Genomic DNA, 26379 nt, shown 5'->3' on the forward strand with positions numbered 1-26379 from the left:
GCCCTCCGTCCGTGAGAGCCAGGCCGGGGGCAGGGCCGCGTCGCCGTGCAGGGCGCCGAGGAGGTTGCCGCAGAGGGAACCGGTGGAGTCGCTGTCGCCCGAGTGGTTCACGGACAGCAGGAGGGCGTCGGCGACCGAGTCCCGGCGGGCCAGCGCGGCGTAGACGGCGATGGCGAGCGCCTCCTCGGCGATCCAGCCGCCCCCGAGGGTCTCCAGCTTCTCGGGCGTCGGCGCGCCGTCGGCGGCGAGGCCGAGGGCCGCGCGGAGGGCGGCGGACGTCTCCTCGTGGCCCGGGTAGTGGGCCAGGAGTTCCAGCGCGCGCAGGACGGAGCCGTGGAGGTGCACGCCGTCGAGGAGGTGGCGGACGATCGCGGCGAAGGCGCCGGCCGCGTACGCGCCGGTGGGGTGGCCGTGCGTGATCCGGGCGCACCGCGCCGCGAGTTCGAAGGCCCGCACGGCGGGCGCGCCCGTGAGGCCGAAGGGCGCGGACCGCATGACGGTGCCGCAGCCCTTGGATTCTGAGTTGACGGGCCCCGGCGTGCCGTCGAGGGGTTCGCGCGGGTCCGGGATATGGCCCTGGCCGAGTCCGGAGAGGCAGGCGTTTCCGGGCGCCCGCCGGGCGTAGAGCCAGGGCTCCAGCCGCAGCCAGCCGGAGCGGACGATGTCGCGGGTGCCGTCCGGCGGGGGCGGGGCGGGGTGGTTCTGGGTGTCCAGCCAGCGCAGATACGCGTTGCGGACGACGGCTGTCCCGGCGCCGCCGATGCCCTTGGAGGCGGCGCGGGCCCGGGCGCGGATGAGCCCCTCCGCCGTGAAGAGGGTCATCTGGGTGTCGTCGGTGACGCGTCCGGCGATGCCCTCGTCGTCCGGCACGAGCCCGGTGACGCCGGCCGGGCCGTACGTGGCGCGGATCGCGGTGAGGGAGAGGAATTCGACGGGGTTGCCGAGCGCGTCCCCGATCGCGCCGCCGAGGAGGCAGCCGCGGATGCGGGCGCGGAGGTGGTGGGTCGCTTGCTGCTCGTCGGTCATGGGGGTACGCGGTCCTCTCGGTGGTTCGCGGATGGTCGGTGCGGCTCAGGCCGTCGCGTAGCCCCGTTCCCGTACGAGGTCGTGTGCGAGCCGGGTGAAGGCGCGGGTCGCCGCGCTGCGGTAGGCGCCCTCTCGCCGGAGGAGCGTGACCGCGCGCGGGGGCAGGGGCGGTTCGAGGGGGACGGGCGTGAGGCCCGGGCGGTCGTGGGCGAGGGCGTCCGGCAGGACCGTGGCGAGGCCCGGGGTGCGGCGGACGATCTCGGTGAGGGCCTGGACCGAGTTGGCCTCCACCGCGATGCGCGGGCTGACGCCGTGCCGGGCGAAGTAGGCGTCGATGTGGCCGCGGGTGGCGAAGTCGGGGCTGAGCAGCGCCAGATGCAGGCCGGCGACCTCGGGCACGGGCAGCGGGCGGTCCGGGGCGGTGGCCGCCCCGGTGACGAGGCCCAGGGTCTCCGTGAAGAGCGGGGCCGCGGCGATGCCCGGCAGGTGGGGGCCGTGGAAGGCAATGCCGAGGTCGAGGTCGTCGGCGAGCAGGGCGGATTCGATGCGGTCCTGGGTGGTCTCGGTGACGGTCAGGGTGATGCCCGGGTGGCGGGAGTGGAGTTCGGCGGTCAGGGGCCCGACGAGGTAGGCGGTGAACGTGGGGGTGACGGCCAGGCGCAGATGGCCGCGGGAGAGGTCCTGGACGTCGTGCACGGCACGTTCCGCGGCGGCCAGGTCGCGCAGGGCACGCCGCGCGTGGCGGACGTAGACGTCACCGGCGTCGGTGAGCCGTACGGTGCGCCCCGTGCGGTCCAGCAGTTGCACGCCGACCGTGCGCTCCAGCTGCTTGATCTGCTGGGACAGGGTGGGCTGTGAGATGTGCAGGGCCTCGGCGGCGCGGGTGAAGTTGCCCTGCTCGGCCACGGCGAGCAGATAGCGCAGATGACGCAGTTCCAGGGCCATGGCCACAACTATAGACAGTATCAATGGCTTGCATGGGTGTTGCGTCTTGGACGCTATAGGTGCAGGTCGTGCACGGTGGTTTCAGAGCCGGTCCGGGTCGTCGGGCCGGAAGATCACCGAAGGGAGTGAACCCATGCGCGACCTCGCCGAGGGCGTCGCCCGTTTCCGCCGGGACGTCTTCCCGGCCCGCGCGGAGCTGTTCGCCCGGCTGGCCACGCGGCACGAGCCGAGCACCCTGTTCATCGGCTGCTCCGACGCCCGCGTCGTCCCGGAGCTGATCTGTGGCAGCGAGCCGGGCGAGCTGTTCGTGATCCGCACCGCCGGCAACCTCGTCCCCGCGTACGCCCCGGGTCCCGACGGCGTGGCGGCCGGCATCGAGTACGCCGTGGCCGTGCTCGGCGTCCGCGCCATCGTCGTCTGCGGGCACTCCGCCTGCGGCGCGATGACGGCCCTCGCCGAGAACCACGACCTCACCTCCGTGCCGGCCGTCGCCGGCTGGCTGCGGCACGCGGACGCCGCCCGGGCCCGTACCGCCGACGCGACCGCGACAGCCGCGCTCGTACGGCAGAACGTGCTCGCGCAGCTGGCCAACCTCGCCACCCACCCCTCCGTCGCCCGCGCGCTCGCCGAGCGGACCGTGACCCTGCACGGCTGGGTCTTCGACATCGCCACCGGCCGCATCGAGGACATCCACCCCGACGGTTCCACCGCCGCACTCGCCGCCTGACTCCGGCAGCAATCCGGCAGCAATCCGGCAGCAATCCGGCAGACAACCTGACAGACAAGGAAGACCACACCATGCCGCACGCCCAGTTCGACCCCGCCGCCCGCCAGACCCTGGCCGCCCTCGCGGTCGAGGCCAAGACCCGCAAGGACCTCACCTGGCAGCAGATCGCCGACGCCGCCGGGCTGTCGGTCGCCTTCGTCACCGCCGCCGTGCTCGGCCAGCACCCCCTGCCCGAGGAGTCCGCCGAGGCCGTGGCCGAGCTGCTCGGCCTGGACGAGGACGCCGCGCTGCTCCTGCAGACCATCCCCACCCGCGGCTCGATCCCCGGCGGGATCCCCACGGATCCGACGATCTACCGCTTCCACGAGATGCTCCAGGTCTACGGCACCACCCTCAAGGCCCTCGTCCACGAGCAGTTCGGCGACGGCATCATCTCCGCGATCAACTTCCGGCTGGACGTGAAGAAGGTCGCCGACCCCGAGGGCGGCGAGCGCGCCGTCATCACCCTCGACGGCAAGTACCTGCCGACCAAGCCCTTCTGACCGGGGAGCCGAGCATGGATTTCGTTCAGCGCACCATCGACCTCGCCCGCCGCAACGTCGCCGAGGGCGGCCGCCCCTTCGCGACCGTCGTCGTCCGGGACGGCGAGGTCCTGGCCGAGAGCCCCAACCTCGTCGCCCAGACCGGCGATCCCACCGCCCACGCGGAGATCCTCGCCATCCGCGAGGCCTGCACCAGGCTGGGCACCGAGCATCTGACCGGCGCCACGATCTACGTCCTGGCGCACCCCTGCCCGATGTGCCTGGGCTCGCTGTACTACTGCTCGCCGGACGAGGTCGTCTTCCTCACCACCCGGGACGCGTACGAGCCGTACTACGTGGACGATCGCAAGTACTTCGAGCTGGGCACCTTCTACGAGGAGTTCGCCAAGGACTGGTCCGAACGCCGGCTGCCGATGCGGCACGAGCCGCGCGAGGCGGCGGTGGACGTCTACCGGTTCTGGAACGAGCGCAACGGCGGCGAACGCCGCGCGCCTCAGTCCTCGAGCTGGTGATCGGACCAGACGTACGTCACGGGGAGCAGTTCGGCGATGGGGACGGCGCGGAGCTCGCCGCCGTCCCCGTCGGCGACGATGACCTCGATGGTGGGGTAGTAGTCGAGCAGGGCCTGGCGGCAGCGGCCGCACGGCGGTACGACGCCGCGCTCGCGGTCGCCCACGGCGACGATCGTGCGCAGGTCGTCGACGCCCTGGGCGGCCGCCGCGCCGAGCACGACCAGCTCGGCGCAGGGGCCCCCGGTGAAGTGGTAGGCGTTCATCCCGGTCACGATGCGGCCGTCCCGGCCCCGGGCGGCCGCCGCCATGGTGTGGTTGTCGCCCCGGGCGCGGGTCCGGGCGACCTCGGTCGCGGCGCCGACGAGCTCGTGGTCGACACGTTCGTTGATCGTCATGGGCCACACCCTGGCGGGGAGGTCAGCTGAAGTCCAGCTCGCCCGTGCGGGTGCGCTTCAGCTCGAAGAACTTCTCGTACCCGGCGAGCAGCCGCACACCGTCGAAGACGCGGACCGCCTCCTCGCCGCGCGGGATCGCGGTCAGGACCGGGCCGAAGAACGCCACACCGTCGACGTGGATCGTGGGCGTGCCGACGTCCTCGCCGACCGGGTCCATGCCCTCGTGGTGGCTCTTGCGCAGGGCCTCGTCGAACTCCGTCGAGTGCGCCGCGTCGGCCAGCCCGGCCGGCAGGCCGGCCTCGGCCAGCGCCTCTCTGATCAGCTCGTCCGTGGCCTCACGCTTCTCGTTGTGGATGCGCGTACCGAGCGCGGTGTAGAGGTCGCGCAGCACGTGCTCGCCGTGCGCCTCGGCGGCGGCGATGCAGACGCGGACCGGGCCCCAGCCCCGGTCCAGCAGCTCGCGGTAGCGCTCGGGCAGGCCCTCGCGGCCCTCGTTGAGCACGGACAGGCTCATCACACGGAAGCGGAGGTCCAGCTCGCGGTGCTGCTCCACCTCCAGGATCCAGCGGGAGGTGATCCAGGCGAAGGGGCAGATGGGGTCGAAGTAGAAGTCAACCTTGTGCGTCATGGGAACGAGCGTACGGGCTGGGTGGCCCGGAAGTGAGAGCCAATCGGGCTAAAGGATCTTGGGCAAATCGGGGTGCCGGCCCGTGCGGCGCCGCCTCGCCAGCCGCCCGCCGGGCCACACTGCTGCGGACGCCACCGCCGCACGCGAACGGACCGATGCCGTGACCCAGGACATCCCGCAGACGCAGCCCGCCGACGGCGTGTACGCGATCGCCCCGCCCGGCGAGGACCTGCTCACCCTCCCCGGCGAAGCCCCCGGCTCCGCCGTCGTGGTCGACCGGCGCCGCGGCCGCAAGGGTGAGCAGGAGTGGCGGGTCGAGGCGAGCGGCGACGGCCTGGTCACCATCCGGAACGTCGCCAGCGGCCTGTACCTGGGGTTCGAGGGCGAGCCGGCGGAGGACACCCGGCTGGCCGGCATCCCGGGTCCGGTGTCGTGGGCGCTGCGTCCGTCCGCGACGCAGGAGGGCAGCTACTACATCGTGGCGCCCGGGTCGGAGCTGGCGGTGGACCTCGCGAAAGAACGGGTCATCCCGCTGCTGGTGGCGCTGATGCCGCTCGACGAGAGCAACATGCGGCAGGCCTGGCAGTTCTGGGCCGGGGCGTAGCCCTTTCAAATCCCTGGCGGTCACTCCGCGATTCACTGATCATTCCGGCGTGACCCCACTCATGATCACCGCAGCGGCGGCAGGCACCTGGACCCTCGGCGACCTGGTCGTCAACCGGATCGGGTTCGGCGCGATGCGCCTGCCGCAGACCGGCGAAGCGCTCATCCCGGACGCGGTTCCGCGCGACCGCGACCAGGCCGTCGCCGTCCTGCGCCGGGCCCGCGAGCTCGGCGTCAACCACATCGACACCGCCGCCTTCTACTTCTCGCCCCTGCGGTCCGCCAACGAGCTGATCAACCGGGCCCTCGCCCCCTACCCGGACGACCTCGTCATCACGACCAAGGTCGGGCCCGCCCGGGACGCCTCCGGCGAGTGGGCCCCCCACGCCGGGCCCGCGCAACTGCGCGCCCAGGTCGAGGAGAACCTGCGCCAGCTCGGTCGCGACCACCTCGACGTGGTGAACCTGCGCATCGTCGGCAAGGGTTCGATCGCCGAACGCTTCGGCGCGCTCGCCGAGCTGCGCGAAGCCGGGCTGATCCGCCACCTCGGCCTCTCCAACGTGACCCCCGCCCATCTCGCCGAGGCCCGGGCCATCGCACCCGTGGTCTGCGTCCAGAACAGCTACGGCATCGGGATGCGGCCGGAGCAGGACGCGTTCGTCCGCGCCTGCGGCGAGCAGGGCATCGCCTTCGTGCCGTTCTACGCGATCGCCGGGACGGAACGGGAGGCGGGGGCGAGCGGCGGCGACGCCCCCGAGATCCTGTCCGTCGCCCGCGCGCACGGGGTGAGCGCCGCGCAGGTCCGGATCGCGTGGACGCTGCACCGGGGCCCGCACGTGCTGGCCATTCCGGGCACGGGCGACCCGGACCACCTGGCCGCGAACGTCGCGGCGGGCGCGCTGCGGCTGTCCGCCGACGAACTCGCGGTGCTCGACGCGCTGCACGCGCGGGGGTAGGCGGGGGTAGCGGGGGCCGGTTGCGGTGAGTCCGGGACACCGGGTGGCGGGTGTGCGCCCGCACGGTGTCCCATTCCTACCGCCGGCCGGTGAGAACCGGGGGGCTGCACCCCCGGCCCCGGCAAGGCGGTCCCGTTCCTGCCGGTGCGTTAATCAGGCGGCGTAGACAGGAAGCTGACGGACCCTGAAAACTGCTGGGGTGCGGAAGATCTGGGTTGCGGGTGGGGTCGGCCTCGGGCTCGCGGTGAGCTTTCTGGCGCTGCTCGTCATCGGTGTCTACTCGGCCGCCTGGAAGCTGGGGAGCCCCGGTTCGGGCGGGGTCGGGCTGGCGAACGGGTCCGTGCCGGCGCAGTACGAGGCGCTGGTGCAGAAGTGGGGCAACCTCTGCCCCGCGCTCAACCCGGCCGTGCTCGCCGCCCAGCTCTACACCGAGAGCAACTGGAACCCACGCGCCGTCAGCCCCGCCGCCGCGCAGGGGATAGCGCAATTCATCCCGGACACCTGGGCCACGCACGGGATCGACGGGAACGGTGACGGCAGACGCGACGTCTGGGACCCGGCGGACGCGATCCCGTCGGCCGCCGCCTACGACTGCGAGCTGTCGGGGGACGTGAAGGGCGTCCCGGGGGACGTCACCGACAACATGCTCGCCGCCTACAACGCCGGTCCGTACCGGGTGATAAGCGCGGGCGGCGTGCCGTCGATCAGCGAGACGCAGGGGTACGTCAAGGAGATCCGCACCCTGGCCAAATCTTTCGCCCGCCCCGTCACCCGGGTCGCACCCTCGCAGCAGGCCGCCGGGGCCATCTACTACGCCCAGGACAAGCTCGGCACGCCGTACCTGTGGGGTGGCGACGGCACCAAGGAGGACGGCGGGCGCTTCGACTGCTCGGGTCTGACCAAGGCCGCGTACGCCTCGGTCGGGATCGAGCTGCCGCGCGTGGCCAACGACCAGTGGAACGCCGGGCCGCACCCCAAGCGGGACGAACTGCTCCCCGGGGACCTGGTCTTCTTCGCGCACGATCTGAAGGACCCGCGCAGCATCCATCACGTGGGGCTGTACGTCGGAGGCGGATACATGATCCATGCGCCGCGCACGGGGGCCGTGATCCGGTTCGAGAAGATCGACGCGCAGCCCGACTACATGGGGGCGACCCGGGTGACGGCGGATGGCGCGAAAGCGCTCCCGAAGCAGAACAGTGTCTGAACCCCGCGAACGGGGCTGCGGGGACGGTCACCCTTCGATAACGTGATGGTGATCATTGGGTGGAGAGTGGAACGCCTGGTCGGAGTACGGCGTTCCATGAGTGTGGGGAAACAGCACCGTCGTTGACCCGGCGGTGCGCGGACCACGGGGGTCGGTGGCTGGATCAGCGGTGACAGGCGAACAGATAGGGGCCGGGCTATGGCTGGACTCGTATGGGTGGCAGATCCCGTGCCGGAGGCCAGCGGCGCGACCAACCCCGACGTCAGCCTGCTCTACGACATCAACGGCATCGCGAAGGCGGCGCCCAACTGGGTCGACCGCGGCATGGCGTTCATCGGCGAGTACGGGATCGTCTTCGGGTTCGCCCTGCTGATGCTCTGCGCCTGGTGGAGCGTCCGCAAGAGCGACGACGCGGTCGGCGGCTTCGCCGCTCTGCTCTGGGCGCCGCTCGCGGCCGGGCTGGCGCTGTTCGTCAACGTCCCGATCCGCGGCTTCGTCCACCGGCCGCGGCCCTTCCTCGAACACCAGGGGCTCGACGTCCTGGTCAAGGGCAAGACGGACTTCTCCTTCGTGAGCGACCACGCCACGCTGACGATGGCGCTGGGCGTGGGCCTCTTCGTCGCCCACCGGCGGTACGGGCTGATCGGGATCGGGCTCGCCCTTTTTGAGGGCTTCTGCCGGGTTTATATGGGTGTGCACTATCCGACCGATGTGGTCGGGGGGCTGGCGCTGGGTACGGCGGTGGCGCTGCTGCTGGCCCCGCTGGCGATGATGGCCCTCACGCCGCTCGCCCGGCGGCTGGCGGGATCGCGCGCGGGCCGGCTCGTGCGGTCGCCGCGGGCCCGGGCGACCGTGGTCCGGGCCGCGCCCGAGGAGACGGGGCTCACGGGGCGGCAGCCGCTGCACCACGACAGCGACCTGGCGGCGTAGGCGCGCACCGGGCCTCGCGCACCGCGCACCGGCACCGCGCACCGAGCTTCGCGCGCCGTGCGCGACAATGGGGGCACCCCCTTGTCGTAGGAGTGCCCTCCCATGTCCCAGCCGCGCGAAGCCCTCGATCTGCTGTCCGACTGCGCCAACTGCTTCGGGCTGTGCTGCGTAGCGCTGCCGTTCGCGCGGTCCGCCGACTTCGCCGTCGACAAGGACGCGGGCAAGCCGTGCGCGAACCTGCGCACGGACTTCAGCTGCGGCATCCACGCGAACCTCCGGGAGCGCGGCTTCTCCGGCTGCACCGTCTTCGACTGCTTCGGCGCCGGACAGAAGGTGTCGCAGGTCACCTTCGACGGCCGGGACTGGCGGCAGGCCCCCGGGACCGCGCGGCAGATGTTTGACGTGTTCCCCGTGATGCGGCAGCTGCACGAGCTGCTCTGGTATCTGAACGAGGCGCTGGGCCTGCCCGCCGCCCGTTCGATACGCGGCGATCTCCGCCGCGCCTACGACGACGTGGACGGCCGCACGCGCGGCAGCGCCGAGGAGCTCGCCGCGCTGAACGTGCCGGCGATCCGGGCCGAGGTCAACGAGCTGCTGCTGCGCACCAGCGAGCTCGTCCGGGCCCGCGTCCCCGGCAAGAAGAAGAACCACCGGGGCGCCGACCTCATGGGCGCCAGACTCAAGGGCGCCGATCTGCGGGGCGCCAATCTGCGCGGCGCCTACCTGATCGCCGCGAACCTCGAGAACGCCGATCTGCGCGACGCCGACCTCATAGGCGCGGACCTCCGCGACGCGAACCTGCGCGGCGCCGACCTCACCGGCAGCATCTTCCTCACCCAGGCCCAGCTCAACGCAGCCAAGGGCGACGCGGCGACGAAGATTCCGCCGGCCCTCACGCGCCCCGCGCACTGGTAGGCCGCCGGATGGCCTGAATCGGGCCTCTCCCCTGCCCCGGCGCGGCTATATGTTGCCCGCGACCACGACAAGGGGGGAACATCCGTATGAGATCACCAGGTCACAGACCCCGCACCCTGCTGTCGGCCCTCTTCGCGATCCTCGTCGCGATCTTCACCGTGGGCCTCGCCCCGGCCGCACAGGCCGGTACCCAGAGCCTGGACAACACCTGGGCATGCAGCGTGCCCGCCGGCTACACCTACGACCAGGTGGCCAGCCGGCTCAACGTCTGCGGATCCGGCTTCACCACGCAGTACCACCTGCGCACTCCGCAGGACAACATCTGGGTGTGCAGCGTGATGCCCGGCTACACCTACGACCAGGCCGCGAGCCGGCTGAACACGTGCAGCACCTCCGGCTTCGCGACCAGCTACCACATGCGCGCGCCCTCCGACGGGCTGTGGGCCTGCTCCGTGCCCGACTGGAACCTGACCTACGACCAGGTGGCCAGCCGGCTCAACACCTGCAGCACGTCCGGCTTCGCGACCAGCTACCACATCCGCGTTCCCGCGAACGGCCTGTGGGCCTGCACGGTGCCGCCCGGCTACACCTACGACCAGACCGCGAGCCGGCTGAACACGTGCAGCACCTCCGGCTTCGCCAACAGCTACCACCTGCGCGGCTGACGCCGCCGCCGGAGCACGGTCACAGCGCCTGGGGGAAGTCGAAGAGGCGGTGCGGGTCGTACTGGCCCTTGATCTTCGCCAGCCGGTCGGCCGCGCTGCCGTAGTAGGCCTTGCGCCAGTCCTTCAGCCCCGGGTCCGTGTAGTTCTGGTACGCCGCCCCGGACGCGTACCGCAGCATCGCGGCGTGGATCCCGTCCAGCCACGAGGTCTGCGCCGCGCCGGGGTCGCCGGCCTTCCAGGAGGTGAGGTACTGCGCCAGGAAGCGGGAGCGGCGGTGCACGAAGGCCGTCGCCAGGGGCTGCACCCGGTTGACCGCCCCGCCGAGCGCCGTCAGCTGCACCGAGGCGCCGCCTCCTCCGCCTCGCCGGCCGAAACGTTCCATCTGGTCGATCAGGGCACGCACGCCGGCCGTGCCGAGCGAGCGGTCGAAGAAGTCGGAACGGGCCGCGTACGTCTCGCGCTCCAGCTTCCCGGCCGCCTCGCGGCCTGGCGTACGGCCGGGCAGGTGGCACTGGGCGGTGGACTTGTCGTCGCAGCCGGCGTACGCCCGTACTGTGTCGAGGAAGGAGTGCGGGCGCAGCCGGGGTGCCGCCGTGTTGCCGCCGCCCGCCTTCGATATCAGCCGGTCCAGGGCGTTCTCGAGGTCGCCCCGGGTGCCGATGGTGAACGCGGCGACGGATATGTGCGGCGTCCCGCCCGCGGCGACGGACAGGTCGCACGCGGACCAGATCTCGTCCGGCAGCGCCGGGCCCCACTCCTGCCAGGCGCGCAGCACGTCGGCCGCCTTCGCCCAGGGCCAGGAGACGTAGCCCGTCACCCCGCCGGCCACCTTGCGCGTACGGAACCGCAGTTCGGTGACGACGCCGAAGTTGCCGTTGCCCGCGCCGCGCAGGGCCCAGAAGAGGTCGGGGTTGCGGGAGGAGTCGCACTCGACGGTCCTGCCGTCGGCGGTGACGAGCGTGGCGCCCGTCAGGCTGTCGCAGGTCAGGCCGTAGGCGCGGGAGAGGATGCCGTGCCCGCCGCCGAGGGTGAGGCCCGAGACGCCGACGGTGGGGCAGGAGCCCGCCGGAATGGCGACGCCCTGGCCGCCGAGCGTCGAGTAGACGTCGATGAGCTTCGCACCGGCGCCGACCACGGCCGTGGTGGAGGTCGGTGTACGGATGGCTTTCAGCCGGGACACGTCGATCACCAGGCGGTTGTCGCCGCTCGACCAACCCGCGTAGCTGTGGCCGCCGTTGCGTATGGCGACCGGTACGGAGAAGCGGCGGGCGAAGGACAGGCAGGCGGCTATGTCCGCCGTGCCGGACACATAGGCGATGCCGGCCGGGCGCAGCCGGTCGAAGCGCGTGTTGTACAGCCGGCTCGCCGCCGTGTAGTCCGCGTCGCCGGGGCGCAGGAGGCCGCCGCCGAGGCCCTTGCCGAGCGCCGTCCAGTCGGAGGCGCGGGCCGTGGACTTCGCCGCGGAGGTGGCGGCGGCGGACGCGGTGCCGAGGCCCTTGCCGGTGCCTGTCGTCGCGTGCCCGGTGTCCTCGCTGCACGCGGCGGCCCACACGCCGGTTGTCGCCGCGAGTCCGGCGCCTGCGGCCAGCAGCCTGCGCCTTGTGATGGCCATGTCGCCCCCTTGCCGATCGCCTTGCCGGCGCCTTTCCCCGATGGCGCCGTTCATTCAGATGGCGGGCGGAGTCGGAAGGTTGCGCGAGCCTTGGCGTCCCTTGCCGGCAGCAGGAAGGCGGTAGTTGCGGTGGTCGTGGATTCCGCCGGACCCTCGGCGTGGTGGTTGCCCGCCGTTGCGGCGGGGGATTTTCGCGCGGCGGCCCGGACGCGGGCCTACGCGGCGCCTCTCGGGTCCGGGGTCCGGACGGAGGCCAGGTGGGTGGTGGCGTCCTCGCGGGCCAGGGAGCGGGCTCGGCGGGCCGGGCCGCGCCAGCCGCAGGCGCAGCGGGCCGTGCAGAAGGAGCCTCGTTCGGACGTGGTGACGACGTGGTCCGCGCCCGGGCGCGGAGAAACGGAGTCGGACACGCGACCACGCTACCCCGTGCGTGACGGTGACGGTCCGCTCGTCGTTGGACAAACCGGGTTCCAACCGGCGTTACGGCAGGGGGCTACGGTCATGGCGGTGCACGGGCACAGGCGCAGGGGCGCGGTCGTGGCCGCGCTGACCGGTGCCGCCGCCGGCCTGTTGCTGGTGCCGGGGTGCGCCGAGCGCCTGTCGGGGAGCCAGGACGGGCGGGACGGTGCGGTCGTCCGCTCCGGCACCGCCGCCCAGGCCCACGACGCGGCCGTGCTCCTCGACCCCGGCGGCGCCCGTGCCGCCCTGCGGCGCGCGTCGGGCGTCCTCGCCCGGGAGGGCGGCGCGCGGGTGCGGACGTCCATGGAGACCGTCAGCGGCGGCACCCGGCTCACCATCCGGGGCCGCGGCGTCTACGACTTCGCCCGCCCCGTCGGCCGGCTGATCGTGCTCGTTCCCGAGGACGCGGCCGGCGCGGCCGAACACCGGCCGATCACCGAGATCTTCACCCCCGGCGCGCTCTACATGAAGAACAGGGGCGCGGGCGTACCCGCCGGCTCCTGGGTCCGGATCGGGACGGCCGCGCTCCCCGACGGTGATCTGCTGACGAACGGCGCGACGGATCCGCTCGCCGCCGCCGAGCTGCTCGGCGGCGCGCGTGACGTCGCCTATGTGGGGGACGACGTCGTCGACGGGGAGCGGGTGGCGCACTACTGGGGCACGGTCGACCTGGCCCGGGCCGCGCGCGTCGCCCCGGCCCGGGACCGGGGGCCGCTGACCGCCGCGGGGACGGGGTTCGCCAGCGGGACGGTCGCCTTCGACGCGTTCCTGGACGAGGCCGGACGGCCCCGGCTGCTGCGCTATCGCTTCGGGGTCGGGAGGCCGCAAACACCGATGACCGTCGTTTCGACGGTCGAACTCTCGGACTTCGGTTCACCCGTGGACGTCACGCTTCCCGCACCCGGGGATATCTATGCGGGGACCGTCGCTTCGCCGCGGAAATAGCGCGCCAGGTCACGCTTGGCCATGGAAATGGTCCTTCTGTGCCATGCGCGGAGTGTGTACCGATCACTACGCTGGAAAGCCGGGAGCGGAAGGCGCGGGGAGGTGAATCACGTGGTTTCGCGACGCGGTTCGTCGAGCGGGACGGATCCCGTGGCCCTCATCGAGATCGATCTCTACGGCGAGTTGATGATCGCGGCGTCCAGCGCGGCGGAGGACCGGCTGAGCGCCGCTCGCATCGACGAGGTGCTGCGCGTCGTGCGCGGCGAGGGCCCGAGGGAGACGGAGGGCTGAGCCTTCGTGAGCGGGGGCCCTTCGGCCCCGGTCGCTCACGTGCGCAGCAGGCGGGCGATCGCCGCGCTCGCCTCCTCCACCTTCGCGTCGATCTCGTCGCCGCCCTTGCGCGCCGCGTCGGCGACGCAGTGCCGCAGGTGCTCCTGGAGGAGCTGCAGGGCGAAGGACTGCAGCGCCTTCGTGCTCGCCGAGACCTGGGTCAGTATGTCGATGCAGTAGACGTCCTCGTCGACCATCCGCTGGAGGCCCCGGATCTGGCCCTCGATCCGGCGCAGCCGCTTGAGGTGCTGGTCCTTCTGCGGGCTGTAGCCGTGCGGGCCCGCGGGCGACTCGCCGTGGCAGGCCTCCGGCGTGCCGGCCGGTCCGCCCTCGGCGGGCCCAGTGGTGCTGGTCACTGTCGCATCCGTGGTGGTCATGGCGCCCTCCGTCGTCCCACCGGGTCCTGTCGGCGTATCCGCGCTGGTCGTCCGCTTGCGCGAGTACCCGGCCGATATACCCCTGGCGGGTATATCGTACCGAAAATGTCCTCCGAAGGCGGTGGCCGGACACCGGTACCGCCTTGAAGAGCACTCTGCCCGATGGGCGACACTGAGGGAATGCCAGTTAGCTGTGGCTGGATGATGCGCCTAGCATCGACGAGACCGAATCCGTTGCACCCCGAGGATCCCACGTGCGCTTTCGTCTGACCCCCAGGGAGACGAGCTTCTACGACATGTTCGCCGCCTCCGCGGACAACATCGTCACGGGCTCCAAGCTCCTGATGGAACTGCTCGGCGCGGACGCGTCCGCCCGGGCCGAGATCGCCGAACGCATGCGGGCAGCGGAGCACGCGGGGGACGACGCGACGCACGCGATCTTTCACCAGCTGAACTCCTCCTTCATCACGCCGTTCGACCGCGAGGACATCTACGCCCTCGCCGGCTCCCTCGACGACATCATGGATTTCATGGAGGAGGCCGTCGATCTGGTGGTCCTCTACCAGATCGAGGAATTGCCCAAGGGCGTCGAGCAGCAGATCGAGGTCCTCGCCCGGGCGGCCGAGCTGACCGCCGAGGCGATGCCGAACCTGCGCACCATGACGAACCTGACCGAGTACTGGATCGAGGTGAACCGTCTCGAGAACCAGGCCGACCAGATCCACCGCAAGCTGCTCGCGCACCTCTTCAACGGCAAGTACGACGCCATCGAGGTGCTCAAGCTCAAGCAGATCGTGGACGTCCTGGAGGAGGCGGCCGACGCGTTCGAGCACGTCGCCAATACCGTCGAGACCATCGCGGTCAAGGAGTCCTGACCTCCGGTGGATACGTTTGCACTTGTCGTGACCATCGCGGTCGCGCTCGGCTTCACCTATACGAACGGCTTCCACGACTCCGCCAACGCCATCGCCACCTCCGTCTCGACGCGGGCCCTGACCCCGCGCGCGGCGCTGGCGATGGCGGCGGTCATGAACCTCGCCGGTGCCTTCCTCGGCAGCGGCGTCGCCAAGACGGTCAGCAAGGGCCTGATCGAGACGCCGACCGGCAACAAGGGGATGGGCATCCTCTTCGCGGCGCTGATCGGCGCGATCGCCTGGAACCTGATCACCTGGTACTTCGGGCTGCCCTCGTCCTCCTCGCACGCCCTCTTCGGCGGCATGGTGGGCGCGGCGCTCGCGGGCGGCACGGCCGTCATCTGGTCGGGCGTACTCGAGAAGATCGTCATCCCGATGTTCCTCTCGCCGCTCGTCGGCCTGGTGCTCGGCTATCTGGTGATGGTCGCGATCATGTGGATGTTCCGCAGGACCAACCCGCACAAGGCCAAGCGCGGCTTCCGGATCGCCCAGACGGTGTCGGCCGCCGGCATGGCGCTCGGCCACGGCCTCCAGGACGCGCAGAAGACCATGGGCATCGTGGTCATGGCGCTGGTGATCGGTGATGTGCAGGGCAAGGACGAAGCCATCCCGATCTGGGTGAAGATCGCCTGTGCGCTGATGCTGTCGCTGGGCACCTACGCGGGCGGCTGGCGCATCATGCGGACCCTCGGTCGCAAGATCATCGAGCTGGACCCGCCGCAGGGGTTCGCGGCCGAGACGACCGGCGCGTCGGTCATGTTCACCACGGCGTTCCTGTTCAAGGCGCCGATCTCGACGACGCACGTGATCACTTCGGCGATCATGGGTGTGGGCGCGACGAAGCGGGTCAACGCGGTGCGGTGGGGAGTGGCCAAGAACATCATTCTGGGCTGGTTCATCACGATGCCGGCGGCGGCCGGTGTGGCCGCCCTCGCGTACTGGATCGTGAACCTCGCGTTCGGGTGATGCGCGCTTTCCGTGCGCGGACGGGCCCGCCCCCCTGGCTCTCACAGGGGGGCGGGCCCTTTGCCTTGCGGCGGCACCGCCATGCAGCGCCGCAAGGCGGCCTTTTGCGGGGCGCGTCTTCGGGTGCGGGCCGGCTGTGGCCGGTCGCGCAGTTCCCCGCGCCCCTTCGGGGCACGCCCGATGCGGCTGGGGGTCCGGGGGTTGTCCCCCGGGGAGGCACAGCCCCGCGCCCCTTCGGGGCACGCCCGATGCGGCTGGGGGTCCGGGGGTTGTCCCCCGGGGAGGCACAGCCCCGCGCCCCTTCGTCAGCCGAAGCGGCCCGAGATGTAGTCCTCCGTGGCCTGGACCGACGGGTTGGAGAAGATGCGCTCCGTGTCGTCGATCTCGATCAGCTTGCCCGGCTGGCCCACGCCCGCCAGGTTGAAGAAGGCCGTGCGGTCCGAGACGCGTGCCGCCTGCTGCATGTTGTGGGTCACGATGACGATCGTGAAGCGCTCCTTGAGCTCCCCGATCAGGTCCTCGATCGCCAGCGTCGAGATCGGGTCGAGCGCCGAGCACGGCTCGTCCATCAGGAGGACCTGCGGCTCGACCGCGATCGCGCGGGCGATGCACAGCCGCTGCTGCTGACCGCCGGAGAGGCCGGCGCCCGGCTTGTTCAGGCGGTCCTTGACCTCGTTCCAGAGGTTCGCGCCCTTCAGCGACTTCTCCACCACGTCGTCCAGCTCGGACTTGCGGAGCCGGCCGCCGTTGAGGCGGACGCCGGCCACCACGTTCTCGTAGATGGACATGGTCGGGAAGGGGTTCGGGCGCTGGAAGACCATGCCGACCGTGCGGCGCACGGAGACGGGGTCGACGCCGGCTCCGTAGAGGTTCTCGTCGTCCAGCATCACCTTGCCCTCGACGCGGCCGCCGAGGGTGACCTCGTGCATGCGGTTGAGGGTGCGGAGGAAGGTGGACTTGCCGCAGCCGGACGGGCCGATGAAGGCGGTCACGGAGCGGGGCTCGACGGTCATGGAGATGTCGTCGATGGCCTTGTGGTTGCCGTAGAAGGCGGAGAGGCCGCTGACGTCGATTCGCTTGGCCATGGGGATCACTTCTGCTTTCGTATGACCGCGTCAGCGGCCGGTTGCGCGGCGGAGCCGCAAATCATTACTTCGGGGCCTTCCAGCGGGCTACGCCGCGGGCAACCAGGTTCAGGATCATGACGAAGGCGATCAGGACGAGCGCGCCCGCCCAGGCGCGGTCGTAGCTGGCCGCGTTGCCGGCCGCCCACTGCTCGTAGATGTAGTACGGCAGGGACGACTGGGCTCCGTCGAAGGGGTTGTTGTTGATCACCTGGGAGCCGAAGACCAGGAGGACGATCGGGGCGGTCTCGCCGGCGATGCGGGCGACGGCGAGCATGACGCCGGTGGCGATGCCGCCGATGGCGGTCGGGAGGACGACCTTGAGGATCGTGCGCCACTTCGGCACGCCGAGGGCCAGGGAGGCCTCGCGCAGCTCGTTCGGGACGAGCTTGAGCATCTCCTCCGTGGAGCGGACCACGACGGGCATCATCAGGATCGCCAGGGCCATCGATCCGGCGAAGCCGGAGTAGCCGAAGTCCAGCATGATGATCCAGAAGCTGAGCACGAACAGGCCCGCGACGATCGACGGGATGCCGGTCATGACGTCGACGAAGAAGGTCACGGCCTTGGCCAGCCGGCCCCGGCCGTACTCGACCAGGTAGACGGCGGTCAGCAGGCCGATCGGGGCCGCGATGGCGGTGGCGATGCCGACCTGTTCCAGGGTGCCGATGATGGCGTGGTAGACGCCGCCGCCGGGCTGGATGGTCAGGACGCCGGCCATGGAGTGGCTGAGGAAGTTCCCGTCGAGCACCTTCACGCCCCGGCTGACCGTCTCCCGGACCAGGGAGACCAGCGGGACGACGGCGAGCACGAAGCAGGCCCAGACCAGGCTGGTGGCCAGCCGGTCCTTGGCCTGGCGACGGCCCTCGACGCTCGCCGCGAGGACGTAGGTGGCGATGACGTACAGGGCGCCGGCGATCAGGCCCCACTGGATCCGGCTGCCGAGCCCGGCGCCGATCCCGATGCCCGTGCCCACGGCGACCGCGCCGGCCGCGACGGCGGCCGGGGTCCAGCGGGGCAGCCGGGCCTGGCGCAGGCTGTGTGCGGGCTCGGGGGCGCTGTCGGCGACCAGCGGCTTGTCCATGGTCACTCCGCTCATGCCGTGTACTCCTTGCGGCGGGCGATGATCATCCGGGCCGCGCCGTTGACCAGGAGGGTGAGGAGGAAGAGCACCAGACCGGAGGCGATCAGCGCGTCCTTGCCGAGTTCGCCGGACTCCTTGAAGCTGCTCGCGATGTTCTGGGCGAACGTGCCGCCGCCCGGGTCGAGCAGGCTCGTGCCGATGTCGAAGCTGGGGGAGAGGACGGTGGCGACGGCCATCGTCTCGCCGAGGGCCCGGCCGAGGCCGAGCATCGAGGCGCTGATGACGCCCGAGCGGCCGAAGGGCAGGACGGACAGCCGGATGACCTCCCAGCGGGTCGCGCCGAGGGCCAGGGCGGCCTCCTCGTTCATGCGCGGCACCTGGAGGAAGACCTCGCGGCTGACGCTGGTGACGATCGGCAGAATCATGATCGCCAGCAGGATGCCGATGGTGAAGAGCGAGCGGGCGGCGCCGTCGTGGTAGGCGAGGATCCCGGTCCAGCCGAAGTAGTCGTTCAGCCAGCCGTAGAGCCCGCCCAGGTGCGGCACCAGGAAGAGGGCGCCCCACAGGCCGTAGACGATGGACGGGACGGCGGCGAGCAGGTCGATCACGTAGGACAGCGGGGCGGCGAGCCTGCGCGGCGCGTAGTGCGAGATGAAGAGCGCGATGCCGATGGCGACGGGGACGGCGATGAGCATCGCGATGATCGAGCTGACGACCGTGCCGAAGGCCAGGACGGCGATGCCGAAGACCGGCGGGGTGGCGTTGGCGTTCCACTCGAAGGTGGTCAGGAAGTTGCCCTGGTCCTTCGAGAGGGCGTTGGCCGCGCGGACGGTGAGGAACACCGCGATCGCGGCCATGATCGCCAGAAGCAGGATGCCGGAGCCGCGGGAGAGCGTGAGGAAGATCCGGTCACCGGCGCGGGTGGCGCCCTTCGGGGCCCCGGCGGGGGCCGGGGCGCTGCCCGGTGCGGGCGGCGGGGTTGCTGTGGTTGCTGGGGTTATGTCCATTGTGAGTCCACGGGTTCTCCGGTTCTGCGGAGCGCCCGGCCGGCGTGCGGCGGGGTGGGCGTTCCTGGCGGCGGTGCACCGGATGGGTGCGGGCCGGGCCCCTCACTGGGGAGGCAGGGGGCCCGGCTCACACCCCCTGGGTCAGGAGAGGGCCGCGACGTTCGCGCGGACCTTCTGGGCGATCTCGGCCGGCAGCGGGGCGTAGCCGAGGCCCTTGAGGACGGACTGGCCGTCCTCGCTCGCGATGTAGGTGAGGAAGGACTTCACGGCCGGCAGCGTCTCGGCCTTGTTGCCCTTGTCGCCGACGATCTCGTAGGTCACCAGGGTGATCGGGTAGGCGCCCTCGGCCTTGGTGGTGTAGTTCAGCTTCAGGGCGAGGTCCTGGCCGGTGCCGACGACCTGCGCCTCGGCGATGGCCTTGGAGGCGTTGTCGGAGCTGGCCTCGACCGGGGCGGCGGCGCCGGTGTTCAGCTTCACGGTGTGGATGTTGTTCGCCGTGGCGTACGAGAGCTCGAAGTACGAGATCGCGCCCTTGGTCTGGTTGACCTGCGAGGAGACGCCGGCGGAGCCGTCCGCCGACTGGCCGCTCTTGTTCGGCCAGGCCTTGGCGGGCGCGTAGGACCACGACTTGTCGGCCGCGGCCTTGAGGTACTTGGTGAAGTTGTCGGTGGTGCCCGACTCGTCCGAGCGGTGGAAGGCCTGGATCTTCAGGTCGGGGAGCTTGGCGTCCTTGTTGAGCTTGGCGATCGCCTCGTCGTTCCACTTCTCGATCTTGCCGTCGAAGATCTTGGCGAGGGTGTCGGCGTCGAGGACCAGGTTGTCCACGCCCGGGACGTTGTAGCCGATGGCGATGGGGCCGCCGACCATGGGGAGGTTGATGCCCTGGCCGCCCTTGACGACGCTCTTGGACTTCTCGACCTCTTCCGGCTTGAGCGCCGAGTCGGAGCCGGCGAAGGCGGTCTTGCCCTGGAGGAACTCCTGGATGCCCGCGCCCGAACCGGTGGCCTTGTAGTTGACCTGGATGTCCTTGCAGGCCGCCGTGAAGTTCTTGACCCACAGGTCCATGGCGTTCTTCTGCGCGGACGAGCCCGAGGCCAGCAGCTGGCCCTTGCCCTCGCACTTGATGTTGCCGGCGGCCTTGGTGGAGTCGCCACCGTTGCCGGAGCCGCCGCCGTTGTTGTCCGAGCCGCACGCCGTGAGGGCCAGGGCGCCGGAGACGGCGATGGCGCCGAGAGCGACGGCGCGGAGCCGGTTCTTGCGCTGAAGCTTCACTTTCGGGTGTTCCTTCCGGGAGCCGCCGCTCGGGCGGCGTGCGAGAGGTCGTTCGGTGCGTGGTTGGGTTTCTTCGGTATTTACGCAGGTCAGCGCGTGGATGGCTGACCCGGGTGGGGCCCCTTGTGAGGGTCCTTCCCGCACCTTGCACGACAGAAATTAGGCAGATCAGGTGAAGCCGTCGAAGGACCCGAGTGAACGGAGGGTGAACCTCGGCCGTCAGGGCGGTGGCCCTTGCGAACGGCCGGTTCCGATCGAACTGTGACGTGGGTCTCTGTCGCTTTCCGGACAGTCATGGCAGCATCCGAAGGCTTGCGTGACGGCGTGTCAGGCTTGGGGCTGAAATCGTCGGGGGGTCCGGGTGGGGCCCGTGGGGCGGAAGGGCAGGGGCGGCAGGGTGACGGACGTATCGGGCAGGACCGGCGGGGCTCGTCGGGCGCGCCGGGGCGGTACGCGGCTGGTGGCCGCGACGGCGCTGGTGTGCGGGGTGGTCGCCGGGGTGCTGGGGATGCCGGGCGCGGCGTACGCGGATCCGCTGCCGCCGTCATCGTCATCGTCATCGTCCTCCTCGCCCTCCTCGCTGGCCGAGGTGCACCAGCAGGTCGAGACCCTCTACCGGCAGGCCGAGACCGCCACCGACGCGTACAACGCGGCGAGCGAGCAGCAGCGGCTGCAGGAGAAGTCGATCGCCGACCTCAAGAACTCCACCACCGCCGCCCAGCAGCGGCTGGACAGGCTGAAGGACCAGGCCGGCGCGCTGGCCCGGGCCCAGTACCGCAGCGGGGGCCTGCCCCCGCAGGCCCAGCTCATGCTCTCGAAAACGCCGCAGGACTTCTTCGACGGTGTCTCCCTCACCCGCAAGAGCCAGCAGGCCACCCGGGGGCTGATCGCCGAGACCACCGCCCTGCGCACCGAGCTGGAGGGCTACACCAAGGCCGCCAACGAGCGCTGGAAGCTGCTCGACGCGGAGCGCAAGAAGAAGGAGAGCGCCAAGAAGGAGATCGAGGCCAAGCTCGACGAGGCCAAGAAGCTCGAGTCGCGGTTGCAGGAGCAGGAGCGCGACCGGCTGCGGCAGCTGGAGGAGGAGCAGGCCCGGCTCCAGCAGTCCCGCTGGCTCAACTCGACGGCCGGCGGCGTCTCCGTCCAGGACCTCCTCAAGGCGTCCGGCGCCGCCAGCGCCGAGGGCCGCCGCGCCATCGCCTTCGCCACGGCCCAGATCGGCAAGAACTACGTCTGGGGCGCCGAGGGCCCGGACACCTATGACTGTTCCGGCCTCACCCTGAAATCCTGGGAGGCCGCGGGCCGCGCGATTCCGCGGACTTCGCAGGAACAGTGGCGGTCCCTGCCGAAGGTGGACATTCGCGATATGCGGCCGGGGGATTTGATTATTTATTTCTCGGACGCGAGCCATGTCGGCATGTACGTGGGTGACGGCATGATCGTCCATGCGCCGCGGCCCGGGCGGCAGGTGACGCTCGCCGGCGCGGGCACCATGCCGATCCTCGGCGTCGTGCGGCCGGGGTAGTTCTCCGCTGTGACCCGGATCGCCGGACGGGTCCTTTTCCCGTCCCGTCCGGCGCCCGCCGGCGTGAGGTATCTCATTCCGCGTTCCGGCCTTTCCGGGCAGAAACCGGCCATTGACTGGTGCATATGACGCAGGCGAATGGCTCCGTACCATTCCGTTCCCATTCCTTCCCCGCTATGGTCGCCCCGGGGGAGAGAAGGAATACGACGTGATGCCCGTGACCGCAGACGACGGGCTGACCCTGTTGCTCATCGAGGACGACCCCGGCGGGTCGCTCTCGATGCCGGACGTCACCGAGATGACGAGCGCGACGGGGAAGCCCGTCCGCATACGCACCGCCCGCAACCTCACCGAGGCCGAGCGGCTGCTCACCGACGACGTGCACTGCATCCTGCTCGACCTGGGTGCGCACGGCGAGCTGGAGACCCTGCGCCAGGTGCTGCGGCTCGCCCCGCGCCAGGCCGTGCTCGCGCTGACCGCCGAGACGGACGCCGAGCGCGCCGCCGAGGCCGTCCGGGTCGGTGCGCAGGACTACCTGGTGCGCGAGGAGCTCGACGGGCGCGTGCTCAGCCGCGCCATCCGCTACGCCGTCGAGCGCAAGCGCGCCGACCTGGCCCAGCGCCAGCTCACCGAGTCCCGGCTGCGGGCCCAGGAGAACGCCCGGCTGGAGCGCGGGCTGCTGCCGACCCCGCTGCTGGCCGGCTCCGACCTGCGGTTCACCGCCCGCTACCGGCCCGGCCGCAGCCGGGCCCTGCTGGGCGGGGACTTCTACGACACCGTGCGGACGCCCGACGGCACCGTTCACGCCATGATCGGTGACGTCTGCGGGCACGGCCCCGACGAGGCGGCCCTGGGCGTGGAACTCCGCATCGCCTGGCGCACCTTGACCCTGGCCGGGCTGAGTGGCGACGAGCTGCTGCGCACGTTGCAGGAGGTCCTGGAGCACGAGCGCTCCGACGAGGAGATCTTCGCGACCCTGTGCACGCTCGACATCGCCCCGGACGGCCGCTCGGCCGGCCTGTGCCTGGCCGGTCACCCGGCGCCGCTGCTGGTGGCCCCCGGCCGCCCGCCGGTGCTGCTGCCCCAGGAGGGCGGCCCGGCGCTGGGCCTGCTGCCGTATTCGGGCTGGCCGCGCCATCAGGTGGAACTCGGCGACGAGTGGAGCCTGTTGATGTACACGGACGGCATCATCGAGGGCCGGGTCGGGGACGGCGCCCGGCGGCTCGGCCAGGAGGGCCTGAGCGAACTGATCGCCCGTCAGGCCGGAGCCGGACTGGGCGGCGAGGAGCTGCTGGACGCCGCCGTCGCCGAGGTGCAGGCGCTGAACGGAGGGGAGTTGACGGACGATGTGGCCGTCATCCTCCTGGGCCGCGGCGGTCCCGTGCCCGTCGCGGTGCCGGCGGCCGCGCCCTCGATCGCCTCTTGCCTCAGCGGCCGTTGAACGGGCCGTAGGGCCCGTCGGAGCTGGAGCCGCGCCGCCGGCGCGGACCGCCGCCGACCTGCCGCAGGGCGGGGCGGACGTCCACGAAGTACACGATCGTGGCGATCAGGCCGAGGATCGGCAGGAAGTTCAGGATGCCGAAGAAGAGATTCACGGCCACCGCGATGCCGAGGATGATCAGCCAGAAGCCCTTGCTCTGCTTGTCGGCCGCGCGGTAGGCGTCGTTGCGGTGCACGGCGGCGTCGATCAGCGCGACGAGCGTGAAGACGAGCAGGCCGATGGACACCCAGTACATGACCTCGCCGAAGGCCTCCACCAACATGCCGTCCACCTCTTCGTCGATCCCGTTACCGCCACCGTACCGCTACCCCCGGGGAACGATCCGGGCACCGCGCGGGTGCCCGGAATCCCCGGCGGGTGTCAGGCCTGGTCGTCCGCCTTGGTGCCCGTGGTCCCCGTGCCGTCCGTCTTGCGGGCGGCGGCCGGCTTGCGGGCCGCGGGCTTCCGGGCGGCGGCCGGCTTGGCGTCCGCGTCCTTGGCCTCGGCGGCCGGCTCGTCCTTCTTCTCCGCCTCCGACCCGGGCTCGACGGCCACGGCGATCTCCGTGATCTCCTCGGCGGCCTCGCCGCGCCAGGTCTTCACGGCCTCGCGGCCCCGCTCGGCCAGCTTGTCGAAGGTCTCACCGGCCTTGGCCGCCGCTCCGACCGCCTGGCCGACGCCCTGGAGAGCCAGGTCCTGCACGGTCTGGCCCAGCTTCTTGGCGTCGGTGTCCAGGTTCCCCGCGATCTTGTTGAACTGCGCGGTCAGCCGGTCCTGGGCCTCCTTGGCCTGCTGCGTCACCCGCTCGCCCAGCGCCTTCGGGTCCGTCGTGCGCACCCGCTCGATGATCCCGGGCGCCTCCGCGACAAGCTGCCCGATCTTCTCCGCCGTGAGGTCGGCGGCGCCGGCGGTGGCGTAGGCCGTGTCGGTGGCGGCCTTGCGGATGTCCTGCGTGGTGATCGCCATGGCGATTGGTCTCCCGTCTCCCGGATAAGGGATCAGCGGATGGGTTTGCTGTCGTCTTCGTCCGGCTCGTCCGTCTCGTCCGTCGCGAGCGCGTTCTCCTTGCGGAAGGACTCGTAGATCTGGAGCAGCACCTGCTTCTGCCGCTCGTTGATCGACGGATCGGCGAGGATCACGCTGCGGACCTCGGCCTCGTCCCGGTCCCGCTCGTCGAGGATCCCGGCCTGTACGTACAGGGTCTCCGCGGAGATCCGCAGGGCCTTCGCCAGCTGCTGGAGGATCTCCGCGCTCGGCTTCCGCAGCCCGCGCTCGATCTGGCTGAGATACGGGTTGGACACTCCGGCGGCATCCGCGAGCTGCCGCAGCGTCAGCTGCGCGGTGCGCCGCTGCTCGCGCAGGTACTCGCCGAGGTTGCCGACGTTGAGTGAAGCCATGCGGACGATGCTGCCGCAGCTTGCTAACTTTTGCAAGCAGGTGCTTGCAACTGTTCGTGTGGTCGCTCGTGCCGGCCGGCTGAGCCGAGGCACGATAGTTGTCGCATAGGCAGGATTGTTGTCACCGGCGACGCTGTGAGTGCATGGAAGGTTGACCTGCCGGTTGCGGCTTCACTTTCCGGCCTGGCGGGCGCAGTGGTGGGCGACGGTATCGGCGAAGGCGCGGGCCAGTGGGGAGAGGGCGTCCCAGCGGCGGACGGCCCAGCCCGCGGTGAGCGCGGGGAGGGCGGGGATCGGGATCAGCCGCAGGTCGGGGTGGCCGGGGCCGGTCCACTCGGGCAGGGTCGGAACGACCGCGTGACCGAGCCCGAGCTCGGCCAGCAGGATCGCGGTGTCCCAGTCGGTAACGCTGGTGTCGAAGATCGGCCGGATGCCCGATTCGGCGAGCCGTGAGCCGAGCTGGATACGCGCGGTCGAGTTCTCGGGCAGGCCGATGAGCCGGGCATCCTGCAGGTCGGCGGGTTCGATGAAGGACTTGGCGGCGAGCGGGTCGCCGGCCGCAACGGCGAGTGACCAGGGCAGGTGGACGACGGGGCGCTGCTCCACGGTGCTGCCCGCCGGCCGCAGGGTGATCCAGGCGAGGTCCACCGCGCCGACGGCGAGCGCGTCGAAGCAACCGCGGCTGGAGGTCTCGGTCTGGAATTCGAGGCTGGCTCGCGGGAAGCGCCGGCGGAAGTCGACCACGGCGGCGGCCATGAAGTGCCGGACGGTCGTGGCACCGGTGGTGACCCGTACCGATCCGCCCTCCGCGCGGGCGAGTTCCTCGATCCGGTGCACTGCCTGGTCGATGCGCCCCAGGCCCTCGGTCACCGCCGTGTGCAGCAGCCGCCCCGCCGAGGTCGGCGCAATCCCGCGCGGGTGGCGTTCGAGCAGGCTGAGTCCCAGTTCCCGCTCGAGTCGCTTCACGTGCTGGCTGACGGCCGACTGCGTACAACCCAGGTCACGGGCGGCACCGCTGAGCGAACCGGTTCGGCAGGCCGCTGCAAAGACACGGAGATCGTCAAGTGTCACGAGACCCAAGCTACTGCTCGGGTGTTTCCCAGCAAACCCGTGGATTGACTTGGGTGTCGCCAGGTTTGATCATCGTTCTGGGCCCAGGGCGGCAACCCGCCCGCTGTCTCTTCCGCGGTCCGGACGCGGTCCTGGATGCGGGCGGGTGCCGACCCGCCACGGGCCCGACTGGCTTCCCGGCCCCGGCCGCCCCACCTCTCGGCTCATTGATTTCCCGGACAGGAGCACACAGCGGAGATCGAGTATCGGCTCGGCAACCCCGACGGCACAGCCACACTCATCGCCGCGAGAACGCCGATCAGCGCGTGACGATGCAGAAAGGATGCCCAGCAGGATCGGTGAGGACCCGCGCCTTGTCCCCATGCGGCTGGTGATCCGGCTTGCCCGCACCCAACTCCAACAGCCGGGCCTCGGCCTGGTCCAGGCTCTCCGCGACCCTGAAGCAGATGTGAAGCTGCTGGGGCACGATCTGGTCAGGCCAACTCGGAGCCCGGTAGTCCTCAACCCGCTGGAAGCCGATGAAGAGTCCGTCCTCACGATTGAGACCGGCGAACCCGGCGTCGGACTTCGGGTGCGGTTCAAGGCCGGTGGCCTGCTGATAGAACGCCGCCAGAGCCAGCGGATCAGGGCAATCCAGTGTTATCGCAACCAGCTCCATCTGCAGGGGCATGAGACCTCCGAGCCGATCAGTGGACTTCCGCGCACGCCATGCAAGCGGCTGCCTATTGGATGAGCGGGACGGGGAGAGCACGTTCGTTCCACTCAACC

General features: G+C 71.1%; 31 protein-coding genes. 15 read left to right on the forward strand and 16 right to left on the reverse strand.

The window, feature by feature from the left end:
- Positions 1 to 1026 (reverse strand): ADP-ribosylglycohydrolase family protein (locus tag AB0K09_RS01825; RefSeq protein ID WP_366063234.1); only part of this gene is annotated, 1026 nt, incomplete at its 3' end.
- Positions 1027 to 1071: 45 nt separating this feature from the next.
- Complete coding sequence (cynR, locus tag AB0K09_RS01830; RefSeq protein ID WP_366063235.1) at positions 1072 to 1971, reverse strand: transcriptional regulator CynR; 900 nt, start codon at positions 1969 to 1971, stop codon at positions 1072 to 1074.
- 133 nt (positions 1972 to 2104) lie between these two features.
- On the opposite strand from cynR, the gene AB0K09_RS01835 reads away from it, so the two are divergent.
- From AB0K09_RS01835 to AB0K09_RS01845, 3 genes are all read left to right on the forward strand, one after another.
- The gene (locus AB0K09_RS01835; protein ID WP_366063237.1) at positions 2105 to 2698 is read left to right on the forward strand and encodes a carbonic anhydrase; all 594 of its coding nucleotides are present in this window, start codon (positions 2105 to 2107) and stop codon (positions 2696 to 2698) included.
- Positions 2699 to 2769: 71 nt separating this feature from the next.
- Complete coding sequence (gene cynS, locus AB0K09_RS01840; protein ID WP_366063238.1) at positions 2770 to 3240, forward strand: cyanase; 471 nt, start codon at positions 2770 to 2772, stop codon at positions 3238 to 3240.
- A 14-nt stretch (positions 3241 to 3254) separates the two neighbouring features.
- Positions 3255 to 3752, forward strand: coding sequence for a nucleoside deaminase (locus tag AB0K09_RS01845; protein WP_366063239.1), 498 nt, complete (start codon positions 3255 to 3257; stop codon positions 3750 to 3752).
- On the opposite strand, the gene AB0K09_RS01850 is transcribed toward AB0K09_RS01845, so the two are convergent.
- Positions 3734 to 4147 (reverse strand): cytidine deaminase, encoded by a 414-nt coding sequence (locus AB0K09_RS01850; RefSeq protein WP_366063240.1) that lies wholly within the window; start codon positions 4145 to 4147, stop codon positions 3734 to 3736. The genes AB0K09_RS01845 and AB0K09_RS01850 overlap by 19 nt on opposite strands.
- A 22-nt stretch (positions 4148 to 4169) precedes the next feature.
- Positions 4170 to 4775 (reverse strand): disulfide bond formation protein DsbA, encoded by a 606-nt coding sequence (locus tag AB0K09_RS01855; protein WP_366063241.1) that lies wholly within the window; start codon positions 4773 to 4775, stop codon positions 4170 to 4172.
- A gap of 160 nt (positions 4776 to 4935) precedes the next feature.
- Between AB0K09_RS01855 and AB0K09_RS01860 the strand changes: the two genes are divergently transcribed.
- The 6 genes from AB0K09_RS01860 to AB0K09_RS01885 all read left to right on the forward strand — a co-directional run bounded on the left by AB0K09_RS01860 (position 4936) and on the right by AB0K09_RS01885 (position 10051).
- Positions 4936 to 5379 carry an RICIN domain-containing protein gene (locus AB0K09_RS01860; protein ID WP_366063242.1) on the forward strand — a complete coding sequence of 148 codons (444 nt, stop codon included), beginning with the start codon at positions 4936 to 4938 and terminating at the stop codon, positions 5377 to 5379.
- 49 nt (positions 5380 to 5428) lie between these two features.
- Positions 5429 to 6334, forward strand: coding sequence for an oxidoreductase (locus AB0K09_RS01865; RefSeq protein WP_366063243.1), 906 nt, complete (start codon positions 5429 to 5431; stop codon positions 6332 to 6334).
- Positions 6335 to 6533: 199 nt separating this feature from the next.
- Positions 6534 to 7541 carry a bifunctional lytic transglycosylase/C40 family peptidase gene (locus tag AB0K09_RS01870; protein ID WP_366063244.1) on the forward strand — a complete coding sequence of 336 codons (1008 nt, stop codon included), beginning with the start codon at positions 6534 to 6536 and terminating at the stop codon, positions 7539 to 7541.
- A 216-nt stretch (positions 7542 to 7757) separates the two neighbouring features.
- Positions 7758 to 8471, forward strand: coding sequence for a phosphatase PAP2 family protein (locus tag AB0K09_RS01875; RefSeq protein WP_366063245.1), 714 nt, complete (start codon positions 7758 to 7760; stop codon positions 8469 to 8471).
- A gap of 102 nt (positions 8472 to 8573) precedes the next feature.
- On the forward strand, positions 8574 to 9386 hold the full coding sequence (locus AB0K09_RS01880) for a pentapeptide repeat-containing protein (protein ID WP_366063246.1): 813 nt from the start codon (positions 8574 to 8576) through the stop codon (positions 9384 to 9386).
- Between the two features lie 86 nt (positions 9387 to 9472).
- Positions 9473 to 10051: a hypothetical protein gene (locus AB0K09_RS01885; protein ID WP_366063247.1), complete on the forward strand. Its 579-nt coding sequence runs from the start codon at positions 9473 to 9475 to the stop codon at positions 10049 to 10051.
- 19 nt (positions 10052 to 10070) lie between these two features.
- Here the strand turns inward: AB0K09_RS01885 and AB0K09_RS01890 are convergent, their stop codons facing one another.
- Positions 10071 to 11657 carry an FAD-binding oxidoreductase gene (locus AB0K09_RS01890; protein ID WP_366063293.1) on the reverse strand — a complete coding sequence of 529 codons (1587 nt, stop codon included), beginning with the start codon at positions 11655 to 11657 and terminating at the stop codon, positions 10071 to 10073.
- A 221-nt stretch (positions 11658 to 11878) separates the two neighbouring features.
- Positions 11879 to 12070: a hypothetical protein gene (locus tag AB0K09_RS01895; RefSeq protein ID WP_366063248.1), complete on the reverse strand. Its 192-nt coding sequence runs from the start codon at positions 12068 to 12070 to the stop codon at positions 11879 to 11881.
- 91 nt (positions 12071 to 12161) lie between these two features.
- Here AB0K09_RS01895 and AB0K09_RS01900 point away from each other — a divergent pair, with 91 nt between their 5' ends.
- Both AB0K09_RS01900 and AB0K09_RS01905 read left to right on the forward strand, forming a co-directional pair.
- The gene (locus AB0K09_RS01900) at positions 12162 to 13064 is read left to right on the forward strand and encodes a hypothetical protein (RefSeq protein WP_366063249.1); all 903 of its coding nucleotides are present in this window, start codon (positions 12162 to 12164) and stop codon (positions 13062 to 13064) included.
- A gap of 111 nt (positions 13065 to 13175) precedes the next feature.
- Positions 13176 to 13355: a hypothetical protein gene (locus AB0K09_RS01905; RefSeq protein ID WP_366063250.1), complete on the forward strand. Its 180-nt coding sequence runs from the start codon at positions 13176 to 13178 to the stop codon at positions 13353 to 13355.
- 35 nt (positions 13356 to 13390) lie between these two features.
- Here the strand turns inward: AB0K09_RS01905 and AB0K09_RS01910 are convergent, their stop codons facing one another.
- The gene (locus AB0K09_RS01910) at positions 13391 to 13771 is read right to left on the reverse strand and encodes a metal-sensitive transcriptional regulator (RefSeq protein WP_366063251.1); all 381 of its coding nucleotides are present in this window, start codon (positions 13769 to 13771) and stop codon (positions 13391 to 13393) included.
- Between the two features lie 254 nt (positions 13772 to 14025).
- Here AB0K09_RS01910 and AB0K09_RS01915 point away from each other — a divergent pair, with 254 nt between their 5' ends.
- Both AB0K09_RS01915 and AB0K09_RS01920 read left to right on the forward strand, forming a co-directional pair.
- The gene (locus AB0K09_RS01915) at positions 14026 to 14646 is read left to right on the forward strand and encodes a DUF47 family protein (RefSeq protein ID WP_229358014.1); all 621 of its coding nucleotides are present in this window, start codon (positions 14026 to 14028) and stop codon (positions 14644 to 14646) included.
- Between the two features lie 6 nt (positions 14647 to 14652).
- Positions 14653 to 15651, forward strand: coding sequence for an inorganic phosphate transporter (locus AB0K09_RS01920; protein WP_366063252.1), 999 nt, complete (start codon positions 14653 to 14655; stop codon positions 15649 to 15651).
- Between the two features lie 305 nt (positions 15652 to 15956).
- Here the strand turns inward: AB0K09_RS01920 and pstB are convergent, their stop codons facing one another.
- From pstB to pstS, 4 genes are all read right to left on the reverse strand, one after another.
- Entirely contained in the window at positions 15957 to 16736 is a 780-nt protein-coding gene (gene pstB / locus AB0K09_RS01925) for a phosphate ABC transporter ATP-binding protein PstB (RefSeq protein WP_366063253.1), read from the reverse strand.
- Positions 16737 to 16800: 64 nt separating this feature from the next.
- Entirely contained in the window at positions 16801 to 17874 is a 1074-nt protein-coding gene (pstA, locus tag AB0K09_RS01930; protein ID WP_366063254.1) for a phosphate ABC transporter permease PstA, read from the reverse strand.
- Positions 17871 to 18866, reverse strand: coding sequence for a phosphate ABC transporter permease subunit PstC (gene pstC / locus AB0K09_RS01935; protein ID WP_366063255.1), 996 nt, complete (start codon positions 18864 to 18866; stop codon positions 17871 to 17873). Before pstC ends, pstA begins: the two co-directional genes overlap by 4 nt.
- Positions 18867 to 19007: 141 nt before the next feature.
- The gene (gene pstS, locus AB0K09_RS01940; RefSeq protein ID WP_366063256.1) at positions 19008 to 20138 is read right to left on the reverse strand and encodes a phosphate ABC transporter substrate-binding protein PstS; all 1131 of its coding nucleotides are present in this window, start codon (positions 20136 to 20138) and stop codon (positions 19008 to 19010) included.
- A gap of 397 nt (positions 20139 to 20535) precedes the next feature.
- Here pstS and AB0K09_RS01945 point away from each other — a divergent pair, with 397 nt between their 5' ends.
- Positions 20536 to 21663, forward strand: coding sequence for an NlpC/P60 family protein (locus AB0K09_RS01945; protein ID WP_366063257.1), 1128 nt, complete (start codon positions 20536 to 20538; stop codon positions 21661 to 21663).
- A 211-nt stretch (positions 21664 to 21874) separates the two neighbouring features.
- On the forward strand, positions 21875 to 23104 hold the full coding sequence (locus AB0K09_RS01950; protein WP_366063258.1) for a fused response regulator/phosphatase: 1230 nt from the start codon (positions 21875 to 21877) through the stop codon (positions 23102 to 23104).
- On the opposite strand, the gene AB0K09_RS01955 is transcribed toward AB0K09_RS01950, so the two are convergent.
- The 5 genes from AB0K09_RS01955 to AB0K09_RS01975 form a co-directional block, all read right to left on the reverse strand.
- Positions 23091 to 23426: a DUF2516 family protein gene (locus AB0K09_RS01955; protein ID WP_366063259.1), complete on the reverse strand. Its 336-nt coding sequence runs from the start codon at positions 23424 to 23426 to the stop codon at positions 23091 to 23093. The genes AB0K09_RS01950 and AB0K09_RS01955 overlap by 14 nt on opposite strands.
- A gap of 98 nt (positions 23427 to 23524) precedes the next feature.
- A complete protein-coding gene (locus AB0K09_RS01960; protein WP_366063260.1) occupies positions 23525 to 24109 on the reverse strand; it encodes a hypothetical protein in 585 nt (194 codons plus the stop codon).
- Positions 24110 to 24141: 32 nt separating this feature from the next.
- Complete coding sequence (locus AB0K09_RS01965) at positions 24142 to 24540, reverse strand: helix-turn-helix transcriptional regulator (protein WP_366063261.1); 399 nt, start codon at positions 24538 to 24540, stop codon at positions 24142 to 24144.
- 171 nt (positions 24541 to 24711) lie between these two features.
- Positions 24712 to 25611, reverse strand: a complete 900-nt coding sequence (locus AB0K09_RS01970) for a LysR family transcriptional regulator (protein ID WP_366063262.1) — start codon at positions 25609 to 25611, stop codon at positions 24712 to 24714.
- Positions 25612 to 25909: 298 nt separating this feature from the next.
- A complete protein-coding gene (locus AB0K09_RS01975; RefSeq protein ID WP_366063263.1) occupies positions 25910 to 26281 on the reverse strand; it encodes a VOC family protein in 372 nt (123 codons plus the stop codon).
- Positions 26282 to 26379: the final 98 nt, after the last annotated feature.

This window comes from Streptomyces sp. NPDC049577, from assembly GCF_040675635.1.
Classification (GTDB): Bacteria; Actinomycetota; Actinomycetes; order Streptomycetales; family Streptomycetaceae; genus Streptomyces.